Source organism: Enterovibrio baiacu (genome assembly GCF_004120195.1).
Classification (GTDB): domain Bacteria; phylum Pseudomonadota; class Gammaproteobacteria; order Enterobacterales; family Vibrionaceae; genus Enterovibrio; species Enterovibrio baiacui.
Genome location: NZ_SCHN01000010.1, coordinates 1 through 13,857, shown reverse-complemented (window position 1 = coordinate 13,857; position 13,857 = coordinate 1). Strand labels below are relative to the sequence as shown.

The 13,857-nt window shown below is 49.9% G+C and carries 5 protein-coding genes; 1 reads left to right on the top strand and 4 read right to left on the bottom strand.

The window, feature by feature from the left end; all coding sequences use genetic code 11:
- Window positions 1-14: 14 nt before the first annotated feature.
- Together EQP46_RS11340 and EQP46_RS11335 are read right to left on the bottom strand one after the other, a co-directional pair.
- Entirely contained in the window at window positions 15-2,663 is a 2,649-nt protein-coding gene (locus tag EQP46_RS11340; RefSeq protein ID WP_129493762.1) for a hybrid sensor histidine kinase/response regulator, read from the bottom strand.
- Between the two features lie 13 nt (window positions 2,664-2,676).
- Window positions 2,677-3,552 (bottom strand): phosphate/phosphite/phosphonate ABC transporter substrate-binding protein, encoded by an 876-nt coding sequence (locus tag EQP46_RS11335; RefSeq protein ID WP_129493761.1) that lies wholly within the window; start codon window positions 3,550-3,552, stop codon window positions 2,677-2,679.
- A gap of 299 nt (window positions 3,553-3,851) precedes the next feature.
- Between EQP46_RS11335 and metC the strand changes: the two genes are divergently transcribed.
- Window positions 3,852-5,042: a cystathionine beta-lyase gene (metC, locus tag EQP46_RS11330; protein ID WP_129493760.1), complete on the top strand. Its 1,191-nt coding sequence runs from the start codon at window positions 3,852-3,854 to the stop codon at window positions 5,040-5,042.
- 120 nt (window positions 5,043-5,162) lie between these two features.
- On the opposite strand, the gene EQP46_RS11325 is transcribed toward metC, so the two are convergent.
- Both EQP46_RS11325 and EQP46_RS11320 read right to left on the bottom strand, forming a co-directional pair.
- A complete protein-coding gene (locus tag EQP46_RS11325) occupies window positions 5,163-5,786 on the bottom strand; it encodes a thiol:disulfide interchange protein DsbA/DsbL (protein ID WP_129493759.1) in 624 nt (207 codons plus the stop codon).
- A 215-nt stretch (window positions 5,787-6,001) separates the two neighbouring features.
- A partial coding sequence (locus tag EQP46_RS11320) for a VCBS domain-containing protein (RefSeq protein ID WP_129493758.1) occupies window positions 6,002-13,857 on the bottom strand: 7,856 nt, incomplete at its 5' end.

Genomic DNA, 13,857 nt, shown 5'->3' with positions numbered 1-13,857 from the left:
ACGTGTCGCCGCTTTTAAGATGGCGCATTGTTGGCGAGTAACGCTTGTCGTGTTCTGCAGGCTTTGATTAGCGCTTCGGTCAAATCTTCTCTGACGATGGGCTTGGTGAGGTAATTGTCCATGCCTGACTCAATGGCACGACTGAAATCCTGGCGGCCTGCATGGGCGGAAAGGCCAATAATACAGGCGGCGGGAATGTTGTGTTCTTTCTCAAAGCGTCGCAGCTGTTGCGTGAGTTCATAGCCGTCGCGACCGGGCATGGACACATCCGTCAGCAGAATGTCGAACGGGTGATGCTTATAGTGCTCCAAGGCTTGTTGAGCATTCGATAAAAACTGGATGTTCGGCTCAAGCTCCGAGAGGTAAACCCGAATAACTTCACGGTTGTAGGAAATGTCATCCACCACCACGATGGACATTTTCTTGATGCTCTCTGGAAGGTGAGGGCGATAGCTATCTGATGACGGTTCGAGCATTGGCAACGGCTTTTGATTTAACGCGTGCAGCATTTCTCGCAGTAACACATGCATGCGAATAGGCTTAGATATCAGAATAATACCCGCCTCATCGGCATGAGGCGTTCTGTCTTCTATGTGTGGTGTCACGCCAATGACAGGGCAGGCGCTGGAAGGCGGTAATGTGACCGTGTTTGACAGCAAGACAATGGCGACGTCATAGCGTGTTTGGCCTTTGTCCACGCTGTCGGGGTTGTTCAGGTAATGGATATCGGCACACCAATGCGCAAAGTATTTGTTGAAGATGGCGCGGTGCAAAGGGTCAGCGTTAATGATGGCGATGTTTTTGCCATCCAGCGCAAATTTTGTAGAGCGGTTCTCGCCGAGTAAGGGAAGTCGGATCGTGAACCAGAATTGGCTACCATGGTTTTCTTTCGATTCGATGTGTAGTGTGCCATTGAACAGGGTTAACAAGCGCTGTGTGATAGCAAGCCCAAGCCCTGTGCCTTCATAGCGGCGAGATGTTGTGCCATCCACTTGTTGAAAGGCGTTGGTAATCTCGTTGATTTTGGACTCTGGAATACCAATGCCGGAATCTTCAACACAGAACGTGTAATCGATGCGGTTTTTCGCGATGTCTTCCGAGCCGGTAACGATGAGTTTGATGTACCCGTGTTCGGTGAATTTCACGGCATTGACCAGTAGGTTGTTGAGTATCTGTCTTAATCGAAAGCCGTCGCCATACGCCTCTGTTTTCAAGGCTGGGTCGATATCAATCGCCAGCATCAGATCTTTCTTCGCTGCATCAATGGATATCATGGTCATGGTTTCTTCAATCACTTTCCTCAAGCAGAAATACTCTTCTTGGAGCGACAGTTTCTGTGCTTCTAATTTTGAGAAGTCGAGAATGTCGTTGAGCAGATAGAGGAGGTCCCTCGCTGAGGAATTGATGATATCAATGAATCCGAGTTGCTCGCGGTTTAGCGGGGTTTCTTGCAGCATGTCAGACATACCGATAATGCCGTTCATTGGTGTTCGAATTTCATGGCTCATGTTTGCAAGAAACTCTGATTTCGCTTTGGTTGCGGATTCTGCGCGGTTAACGGCCTCTTTGAGTTTGGTCTCAAACTCGTGGTTTTCGGTAATGTCTCGGACAATGAAGGCCAGCCTCTCCACGTTTCCTGCATAACTTTTTATGGGGAAGACGGTTATCTCTGTCCAGAACTCCACGTTTTCACGATTCAGGCACTGCGTCTTCACCGTCGCAATGCTAGCAGCTTCAATGGCGTCTGAAATGCAGTGAGCGGAGGCGGTATCCATGCTTTCCCTAAAGAGTAATGGCATAACCCCTTTGTCTAAAATGCCCTTTTCTTTGTAGCCAAAAATGTCACTGAATGCGTGGTTTACGCGCTGGATTTTCCCTTCCGTGTTGGTGACCAAAATGACTTCATGACTTTGCTCAACAATCTCAGCCAGCATCATGTTTTGATCAGCCAAGACCTTGTACCGGTTTTTTTCATGTGAAATCTCGGTATAAGAGTGGGCAAGGGCGAGCGACATCTCATTAAACGCAAGGGTCACCTGCGCCACTTCATCGTTTCCTTTTACGGGTACCGTTTCACCTGGGCCTTTTTTCGAAATGCGCTTTGCCCCGATTTGCAGCTTTTTCAATTGATTAGTAAGCAGTGAGCCAAAGGCAAAAGAAAAAAGTGCCACCAATACAATTTCGAGTACAGCAATGGCAACTGCGTATTTTTGCGCGTTGTAGAGCAGGGCATTGAAGGCGGATACGTTCAAACCGAATTCGATTTGCCCCACCTTCCATTCATCTATGACAACATCCGTTCGGATATCGTAAATGCCATCTTCGGATTCAGAAGGGCGTTGGTCATAGTTGGGGGTGTGTTTGTCGTCAGGCAACGATGATGCACCCGCAAGAAGTCTTCCCTCATCATTTTTTACGTTGATGTAAAGGATGTTTTTGTTGGCAATGGCATCTTGGGTGAACGCATTAAGGTTGGCGAGATCCGTTGAAATGATGGCATCGCGCGTAGCAATGGCAAATGTGCTGGAAAGCAGTTGGCCATCCAGCTCAATTTGTTGTTCGTTTGAACCCCGCAGCCAATTCAACCCTGAAAAAACCAGTATCGCGAGCAATACCAACTCGATTAAGGCGATGCCGATGATGGTTTTTAAGCGAAACGACATACGTGTAGTCGCGTTACTTGTTGGTGATGACGGAGATATTTAGCGATCTTACGTCATCCCAATCGCTGTCTTTTGCCGCTTTGAATCCTTTTATGTTCAATGTTTTTAGTGCTGCTTTGCCTTTTTTTGTGTCGCTGAGTTCAATAAAGGCCTGAACGATTTTTTGCATGGTTTCTTCATTGACCGACGGGTGAGCCGCAACGGCATGGGGGGTGAAATCTTGCGTGATATGAAGAACATTCAATTGGTTTTTTGTTTCGTCTGAGCTTGCGCCGAAGGTGCGGATAATGCCGCCACCTGCGTCAAACATGCCGTCTGCAACGGCAAGGTAAGAAGAGTCATGGGAACCCACATAGTGGGGGGTAAATGAAACGCCCGCATTGTTCAGTGCCGCTTGGGTCAGCAGGGTTGCTGCAAACGCGGCGGGCGCAGGGAAAGCAACGTCTTTGCCTTCAAGATCGGAGAGCGTTTCAATGTCTTCCCCCTTCTTCACCACTAAGATGCCTTTAATGCGTTTGTTTTTGGCATGCACCAGCGCGGAATAGCCAGGTGATTCGTTGAACACCGTAAAGTGATAAGGGTTCATATAAGCCAGATCATACTTGCCTTCTGCCAGGCGTTTCTCGAACTCAGGTATGTTGGGAGCTGTTGCAAAGCGCAGCGTTAATCCAGAGTATTCGCTGATTTCTTTGAGCAGAGGCCCCCAATTTCGAATGAGTTTTGCGGATGACTGTTGAGGTACAATGCCAAATACCAACACATCTTTTCCTTGGCTTTTCACTGCGCTAAAAGCTGGCAGGCTCGCAAATGCGAAAACTAGGGCAAACATAAAGGGTAGCCAAGTGAGGGACAATGCCGACTTTTGGTCACCTTTACTGATTGATCTCATTGATAAACTCTCACTCTCAAAATGACGTGTTTTAAATATAGTACACAGTCTCATTTATGGGTTTTTGGGTCGTGTGAATGGGGACGATATCTCGTCGTGCATGAGACGTTTTGGATGTGTTCTAGCGAAGACGTCATGTCAAAAATAATGAGACACTGTTGAATCAAGCACATAGCGTTGACGTCCAAAAACAATATCGCGCTGCATTCGGGGCGCTTCTAAGGTAATCTGTTGCCATTATGGAAAGAGGAACAGCGACTCAGAGAGTCGGTTCAACAGTAAGGGAATAAGGAACAACTATGTCGTCTGAAAAACTCAATACAACATTGGTCTCTGCGGGACGCGATAAGCGATACTGCCAAGGCAGCGTGAACAGTGTTATTCAACGCGCTTCATCCATTGTGTTTGATTCTGTTGAACAGAAAAAAGCGGCGACAGCGAAGCGCGGCGAAGGCGAATTGTTTTACGGACGTCGCGGCACGCTCACTCACTTTTCATTTCAAGATGCAATGACAGAGTTAGAAGGTGGAGCCGGGTGTGTGTTGTACCCGTGTGGAGCCGCTGCCATTGCAAATACCATTCTTTCTTTCGTCAAAACCGGTGACAACGTATTGATGACGGGCGGCGCTTACGAGCCGACGCAAGCCTTTTGTGACAACATTCTGGCCAGCCTAGGCGTGTCGACCACCTATTACGACCCTATGCTTGGCACGGGGATTGGCGAACTTGTCTCCCCATCGACGAGCGTGGTGTTTCTTGAGTCTCCAAACTCTATCACCATGGAAGTGCCAGACATTCCCGCCATTGTGCGCGCCGTGCGCGCGAAGAACCCAAATGCCGTGATCATCATGGATAACACGTGGGCAGCAGGTGTGTTGTTTAAGGCACTGGACCACGACATTGATATTTCGGTACAAGCGGGCACGAAATACATCATCGGTCATTCGGATGCCATGATAGGCACTGCGGTTGCCAATGCGCGCACATGGGAAACCTTACGTGAACGTTCTTACCTCATGGGTCAAATGGTCGATGCGGATACGGCGTACATGGCTTCTCGCGGGTTGCGCACTTTGGGTGTGCGCTTAAAGCAGCATCATGAAAACGGCGTTGCGATTGCTGAGTGGTTGAAAGCGCGTCCTGAAGTAGCCCGTGTGAATCACCCTGCTGTGGAAGGCGCAATCGGTCATGAGAATTTTGTCCGTGATTTTTCCGGTGCGTGTGGTTTGTTCTCCTTTATTCTGAAAGACAAGCTCTCTGCCGAACAAGTGGCGAATTTCCTCGATAACTTTACCCATTTCAGCATGGCGTATTCATGGGGTGGTTATGAATCTCTGATTCTGGCTAACCAACCTGAAGAGTTGAATGCCATTCGCCCTGCGGGCCCTGTCGATTTTGATGGCACCTTGGTGCGTGTTCATATCGGTTTGGAAGATGTGGAAGATTTGATTGCTGATTTGGACGCAGGATTTGCGCGATTGGCGCAGTAATACTGTTGATGCCAAAGAGATAATGTAGAAATAAAAACGGCGCGATTCGCGCCGTTTTTGATCTTTAAGACTTCTAGTTTTTAAGCGCTCTGATCTTTAAGCGCCTAGATAGAGACGTGTTTAATCCGCTTTATTCAGCAGCATTTTCAGTGTTGCACCTAGCTCTTCTGCACTTTCATGTGCGCTAGTGTTTACCACATATTTGCCTTTCACCAAGAAGGTTGGTACTGAGTTAATGCCAGACTGCACGGTCAGCGCATCGGCTTGTTCAATGGCAGTAAACAATTTGGCTTGTTGCGCTTCGTCCAATTCATAAGGGCTGGTGAGGCCAAATTTCGCGAATACGTCTCCCAGCAAACGCTTGTTATCTTCTGCGGAATCCGTTTGTTGCTCTTGAACATACTCAAACAGTGCTGCAACCAAGTCTTTTGGCGGGTTGCCGTCTTCTTGGGTGCTTGCAGCGTAGTAAATCAACGCGGCAAAGGTGGCGCTTTCGTTGAAGGTAACGTGTGCTTTGCCAATTTTGACGCTGGCTGCTTCTTCAATTGCCGGAATAGCGCTTTCCATTGAACGGCAATGGCCGCAAGAAAGGCTAAAGACTTCGGTTACAGGTGCAAGATCGGCAACCTTCACAGGCGTTTCAAGGGTGGTGTATTTTTCTGCTTGGCTTGTTGGTGCGTCATCGCTGCATGCAGATAGGGCAAAAACAGCAAGGAGCGGCACGAAAAGTTGTTTTAGTTTCATTGAAAGCATTCGCCTAGGTTGTCGAGTCGACGGCCTGATGACCGCAAATTAAGGTGGGATTATATCGTGCGTTGTTTGAAAGGGGCAGGGGGAGAATGTAAACCTTCGTCAACATAAAGAAAAAAGCCAGTCAGGGGGACTGACTGGCTAAGGTTAGCGCAAGGCGCTTCTTAGTTGAGCGCTATTTGGAGCAACTCTTTTTGTGTGTAATGACCCTAGTCGATGATCACCTTAGATTGCGCAATCATGGCGTCGATGACAGAAGAGCTGATTTGTTCTGATGTCATGCCTCCAATGTCAACGCTGTAAGCATCAGCCATGTCCTCTACGCTCATGTTGTCGAAGACCACTTTCTGATCGACATTTCCATCACCTTGTGAGGAAATACTTAACGTCGCGTTGCCGTCTTCGCCGTCCATCAAAGAGAGATAGCTTTCCATGCTTTCTGCTTCTTCGGTTTGCACGAGGTCTGACAAATTGAGCGCATCGTTTTGCGTGTCGAAGTCAGTAATATGGTCAATGGCAGGGTCTGACGCTGTTCCTTGGTCGCCGTGTAAGAAGGCAAACGTATCCGCCCCCGCGCCGCCAGCCATGGTGTCATTACCTTGTCCGCCGACAAGAATGTCATGGCCTAAACCACCGTCCAGGACGTCATTACCACCGCCGCCCAAAATCAAATCGTCGCCTGCTTGCGCAAGAAGCACGTCGTGGGCATCGCTTCCGGCAATCTTGTCGTCACCGCTTGAGCCTGTGAAGGTGATGTCCTCCAACGAGATGACGTCCGACATGCTCTCACTGGTCATCGTATGCGAATTTACCGCTAGGGCTGTTTCTGAGCCGCCAATGGTGATATTCACATCCGTTTGAGTGACGCCGTCAGATGCGGTTAGTGTGATGACATCAGTAACGACGTCATTGTGCTGAAGGTGCGAGGTTGAATCTGGGTTGAGGGTATAGGTCCAACTTCCATCCACCAATTCTAACGATCCATAGCTGCCTTCAACGGTGTTGTTAGCAAAGTATGGCGAATCTCCGGCATCAACATCCGTCAGTGATAGTTGACCTGTCACTGATGCCGCCGCCGCCGCTGTATCCACCGCAATGTCTTCATAGGACATTGTGCGTCCCTGGTTTGGTGTGTCGCGGAGGTAATCCATTGACATTCCAGGGGTTATTTCTGGACCGCCGATCTGGATGATCATCTTACCCTGTTCATTCGAATCATATCGGAACGAACCATCGCCATCTAAATCGACATCCAGAACGGCGAAGGTGTAGATGTTGCCGGCACTATCTTGATAGTCGAGTTGGTAGTCATAGGTGGCGGTATACATGACACCGCCAATTTCGACTTTTTGGCTCGTATCCTGAACATATTCATTCTGATAGTTGTCACCGTCCATGGTGCCGTCTTCATCATAGATACGGATTGTTTGCCCCGCTTGGTTAAAGTTCAGCGTGGGTTCATTGCCGTAGTACTGCATGTCGCCGCTATCAAAAGAATAACCTTCGTTCAAGATGAAACCATTGTTAACCTCAATGAAGTCATTTGAAACAGGTTCAGGTGCGACAATCGCGGCACTGTTTGTGCCCACTACGAACGGCGCATCATCCGTCCCTTGCACCGTGACTTCGATGTTTTGCGTGGTGCCATCAGAGGCGGTGAGTGTGATAGTGTCTTTCACCGACGTACCCGTATCGAGTTCTTGGGTTTTCTCGTTATCAACAGTGTATGTCCATACGCCATCCACCAAATCCAAAGACCCGTATTGACCTGTAATGGTGGTGTCTTCGAATTCAGGAGTATCTTCTGAATCAACATCTGTGATGGATATGGAACCGCTGATAGACACTGTGTCGCCGAGGTCTCCTTCGTTTACAGTGCCTGTGAATACGCCACTGACCTCCGGTGCATCATCGGTACCTGCAATCGCAATCACGATTTCATGTTGGCTACCGTCAGATGCTGTAATGACAATGGTATCGATGGATTCTTCACCTGCTGCAACGGCAAGCTCAGGATCCAAGGTGTATGTCCACTCGCCATCGACCAAAGTCAGTGAGCCGTACTCACCTTCAACGGTTGTATTTGGCAAGGTTGGCGTTTGACCTTCATCGACATCTGAGATGGAAATCGTTCCGCTGGTGGTGATGTTTTGTGATACCTCTTGGCTGGCGTTAACCGTAAAGGTGACGTCATTGAAATCACGGTCGCCGCCACCAACAATATCTTCCCAAGATGAACTGCTGCCAGAGTTAGACTCGTAGTCGAAGCCGTTGCCATTTTTCGAGGACTCAGACACGAGCGTTGTGCCAGATGCATAGCCTTGATATGCAGTGACCCCGTTGCTGCCAAAGCTGAGAGTGACTTCGCCAGCATTAAAGCCTTTGTTGTCACCGTCAGGGATGATGAACAGCCCGACTTTTTCGCCGCCTTCGGTGTTAATATCCGCAGTCGCACTTGTCACGCTGTGTGCGTCATCAAATATGATTTCCGCTCGAAGTACATTGCCTTCGGCATCAAGCACGTAGTATCCGACGGAGTTGTCATAGGCTGCGCTGGTTGTCACATGACTAAAGTCCAGCGTCATGGAGTCTCCGCCGTTCGTATCCCACATCCCTTCGCTTCCGCGAGTGACTGATGTTTCGACGGTTGTTTGATTAACGGTAGAAATGTTGCCTGTCGTGTCACCGCTGACCACCGCGGCTTCATCGACACCTGACACAGTGATATCAATGTTCTGTGTGGTGCCGTCTGTTGCTGTCAGTGTGATGGTATCTGTTGCGGTTTGATCTTCTCCTAAAGATTGTGCTTTTTCTGTATCAACGGTATATGTCCATTCACCGTCAACCAATGTCAGGGAGCCATACTCGCCTTCAATGGTTGTGTTCTCGAAGGCTGGCGCTTCTGCGGCGTCCACATCTGTGATGTTCAGCGTACCCGAGACCGTTGCAGCTTCCTCAATGTCAGCATAATCAAGGCTACTGATGTTTTGGTATGAATCCGGAACCAGACTCAATGATGTGTCTGGTGTGATTTCAGGCCCATCCAGCTGAATCAATACTTTTCCGCTTTCTGTGCCGCTAACGGCATTGCTGCCATCACCGTTCATGTCAACATCGACTACGGCAAAGGTGTAGGTATTACCCGCTCCGTCTTCATAAGAAAGAGAGTAATCTACGTTTACGCTGTAATCTTCGCCATCCAAAGTGATGGACTGCGTTTTGTCTTCGCTCGTCTCATTTTTGCTGTCGTCACTGTTGAGTTGACCATCGTTATCAGTAATTTGAACGGTGATACCGCTATCACTGAAGTTGAGTTCCGGCGGGAAGCTCCATGTGACGAAAGAGCCACTTTCATAATCGACATTTTGATCCATCACAAACGCATTACCGATTGTGATGTTTTGTGAACTGTTAGCGGTGACTGAGGCTGATGTGTCACCCGTGACAACGGCAGCGTCGTCAGTACCCGTTAGACTGATTTCAATGTCTTGCGAGGTGCCGTCAGACGCAGTGACAGTGATGGTGTCTGTTGCTGCTTGGCCTTCTGCCAATGATTGTGCCTTTTCTGAATCAAGGACATATGTCCATTCACCATCAGTGAGTGTTAATGTTCCGTACTCTCCTTCTACTGTCGTGTTTTCAAAAGTAGGTGAATCTTCATCATCAGCATCGGTGATATCTATGGTGCCCGATGTAACAGTTTGCTCTTCGATACTCACTATTGGAGCAAGAGAAAAATTATCTAAATTCGCACCGCCGCCATCCGAATTTCCTTCTGCTTTAAGGGACAGAGTTAGATTCTCCACGCCTTCCGCAACTGTAAAGTTCACATCGAAATGTTCGTAATGGTCGGACGTTTGATTATTTTCAAAAAACTCGGAGAACAATACATTACCATCTTGATCTAGTACTTCGACCTGAAAAGCACTTGTGCCATCAATATGGTTACGGCTTGCATAATCGAATGAAAGGTTAAACTCCGAACCTTCAGAAGCAGTAATTGAGGAAACATCTACGGTTTGTTCTAAGGATGAGTTGGCGTAGGTATCTAACTCAATAATTGTGTTGTCTGTCGCATTGGGTGCCATGTATGAATAAGTGCCCTGAACGACATCTACGCCATGCTCGCCCGCCTGCCAACCCGTGAGTTCATCTCCTTCCAATCGTGTCCATTGATTACCTGAATCATTACCGTATGTTTCGAAATCTCCATTGATCAGTAAATTGTCGCCAACAGCAGGTTCTTTCGCATCGACAACATTGCCAGTAAAGTTACCGGATACTTCTGGTTGATCATCAGTGCCTGTCACTGTGATGGAAATATCTTGCTGGGTGCCATCGGTCGCTGTCAGTGTAATGGTGTCGGTTTCGACCTGGTCTTCCCCAATAGATTGCGATTTCGCTTCATCTACCGTGTAAGTCCACACACCATCTGTGAGGGTAAGTGTTCCGTATTCGCCTTCGACAGTGGTGTTCTCAAAGGATGGCGAGTCATCGCTGTCTGCATCGGAAATACTGAGTGTGCCAGACACCGTAATGTCTGAATCGTTGCCAAAGTCGAGTTTGACGGTTGTTGACTGACCATCGCCATCGACAAGGTAGTAACTGCCGTCGGATGTTTGCACGATAACCGGTGGTGTCTTGTCATTTTCTATGCCGGTGACCGTGGTTTGAAGCACCAAGTCGCCCGAGTCATTGATGGTATAGAGATCAACCCCTTCCGTTGCGTTTGGCATGACAAAGACAGGTTCGCCATCGATGTATCCGGCAGATGACATATACGCACCACCACCAGAGACGGTGTCGGTTAGCGTCATTGAACCGTTCGCCCCGACTTCAAATATAGAGGCGTTATCGCTGCCATCGCTTGATGCAATCGCGTATGTCGTGCCATCACCTGTTTGATAGAAGTTAACGGAATTTCCATCGCTTAGATCAAGAGGCTGGCTATCGACGAGCGTCAAGTTCCCTGTGTCACTGTCAACGGAATAGATATTGATGCCATCATCACTGCTGGATGCGAGGAAGGACTGACCATCAACGGTAATAATATCGACCCCTGATACCAAATCACCTGCCGCAATCGAATTGCCTGTTTCAGCGAATTCGCCCGTTTCAGGGTTATAGGTAAGCGTGTCGATCGAGTCCCCTTGAGGGCGTGCGACGAAGACATACTCTGTGCCATCATCCGCTTCAAAGGTGACGTTTTCACGGACAATGCCCGTCTGTGAGTTACCGAAGGTGAGGCCACCATTCAGTGACAAGGTACCGTCGCTAGAAATTTCCCAAGCGGAGAGAGAGCCGCTGTTCTGTGATGTCAGGAACAACGTATCTTGGCCATCAATGTTAGACACATTAGATTGTGTCAGGCCATTCCCCATCGCGCCCACAGAGACGCCTGCGTTTTCAATCACATCAGTGATATCACCGCCTGACGTGGATGTTACTGTCCCTGTAGAACTGTCGTAGGAAATACGATCTGTTTCGGTCAAAGAACCATCATCCTCTACGCGAGAGATGATAGTGGTGCCGTCATACCCGAACGACGTTGAAATTACATACGGGACTCCATCGATGGTGGTTGTCGTTGTCGTCCAAGCGCCATTGCTATCGCCGGTTGTTGCATCACCAGCCTGAATGTTTCCACTTTCAGACGCATTCAAACTGAAGCCATCAGTATCGACACTCGCAGTAAATGTGCCTGATACTTCAGCGGCATCGTCTGTGCCCGTCACGGTTATCGTGATGTCTTGCGTTGTCCCATCAGATGCTGTGACGGTAATGGTATCTGTCACTTCTTGATCTTGATTGAGCGATTGGGTGGCGTCTTGATCAAGTGTGTACGTCCAAGCACCATCTACGAGGGTTAAGCTGCCGTATTCACCGCTGACATTCGCATCAGGGAAGTTAACAGGTTCGCCATCAGGGTCGACAATGTTCAGTTCGCCCGTTGCGGTCGAAACATCGCCGATATCACCTTCAGTAACAGTGCCTGACGTATCGCCTTCAACGACCGCCGCATCGTCAGTACCCGTGATGGTAATCACGATGTCTTGGGTTGACCCATCTGACGCTGTGACCGTGATGGTATCGGTTGCAGTATCGCCATCTGCCAGCGATTGGATAGAGGCGCTGTCAGCGGTGTACGTCCATGCACCGTCGACGAGAGTCAACGAGCCGTATTCACCCGCCAAGGTGCCGTTAGGAATGGTCGGCGTTTCGCCAGTATCTGCATCGGTGATGGTGATGGTGCCAGAGGCCGTTTGTGCGCCTGTATCTTCAGTGATAGCCCCTGACGTATTGCCTTCAATGACCGCCGCATCATCCGTGCCTGTAATGGTGATGACAATATCTTGCGTAGTGCCATCGGATGCCGTGACCGTGATGGTATCCGTCGCGGTATCGCCATCTGCCAGCGATTGGATCGATGCACTGTCCGCGGTATATGTCCAAGCGCCATCCACCAAGGTCAGCGAACCGTATTCACCCGCCAAGGTGCCGTTCGGAATGGTTGGCGTATCGCCAGTGTCCGCATCGGTGATCGTGATGGTGCCTGACGCGGTTTGTGCGCCGGCATCTTCAGTGATGCTCGCGGTGCTATCACCCGTGATAACCGCCGCATCATCTGCGCCCGTGACATCCACTGTGATTTGTTGCACCGTGCCATCCGAGGCGGTGAGGGTAAACACCTCTTGCTCGGTCTGGTTGTCGTTCAGTGCATCCGCTTTAGACGGATCGACCGTGTAGGTCCAGTTACCGTCGGTCAGCGTGAAGGTACCGTAATCGCCGTCGATAGAGACATTGTCAAAGCTCGGGGTGTCGCCGTCATCCACGTCAGTGATCGAGAGTGTGCCAGAGACACTGGTTTCTGGTGTGTCAGCGCCTAAATCAATGCCGCCAGTAGTAACGCCAGTGACCACAGAGGCATCATCGCTGCCCGTTACTGTGATGGTAATTTGGTGCTCAGAGCCATCCGATGCAGTCACTGTGATGGTGTCTGTGGCTGAATCACCGTCACCCAGAGATTGTGCATTGTCAGGGTTGACCGTGTAGGTCCATTCGCCATCAGTCAGAGTCAGGCTACCGTATTCACCTTCCACCGTGCCGTTTTCAAGGGTCGGTTGTACCGCCGCATCTGGGTCGCTGATGTTAATAGAGCCAGAGACAGACGCATCGCCGCCTTCAGCCACACTTGCACTCAAGTCGCCTGTGACGACTGCGGCATCATCGGTGCCTTCAACCGTCACTGTGATTTGATGGGTTGAGCCATCAGACGCTGTGAGGGTGAAGGTGTCGTTGGCTGATTCGCCGTCCGGTAAGGTTTGTGCGCTTTCGCTGTTAACCGTGTACGTCCACTCACCGTCGGTCAGCGTGAGGCTACCGTATTCCCCGTCGATGGTGGTGTTACTGATGGTTGGGTTTTCACCGTTATCCACATCACTGATGCTGATAGAGCCCGACACCGAGGTGCCTTGGTCCGTGGTGGTGCCGGTGGTATCACCTGTCACCACAGCGGCATCATCCGTGCCTGTAATGGTGATGACAATATCTTGCGTAGTGCCATCGGATGCCGTGACCGTGATGGTGTCCGTCGCGGTATCGCCGTCAGCCAGCGATTGGATCGATGCGCTGTCCGCGGTATACGTCCAAGCGCCATCCACCAAGGTCAGCGAACCGTATTCACCCGCCAAGGTGCCGTTCGGAATGGTTGGGGTATCACCGGTGTCTGCATCGGTGATCGTGATGGTGCCCGTCGCGGTTTGTGCGCCCGTATCTTCAGTGATGCTGGCGGTGCTATCACCCGTGATAACCGCCGCATCATCTGCACCCGTGACATCCACTGTGATTTGTTGCACCGTGCCATCCGAGGCGGTGAGGGTAAACACCTCTTGCTCGGTCTGGTTGTCGTTCAGTGCGTCGGCTTTAGACGGATCGACCGTGTAGGTCCAGTTACCGTCAGTCAGCGTGAAGGTACCGTAATCGCCGTCGATAGAGACATTGTCGAAGCTCGGGGTGTCGCCGTCATCCACATCAGTGATCGAGAGCGTACCAGAGACACTGGTTT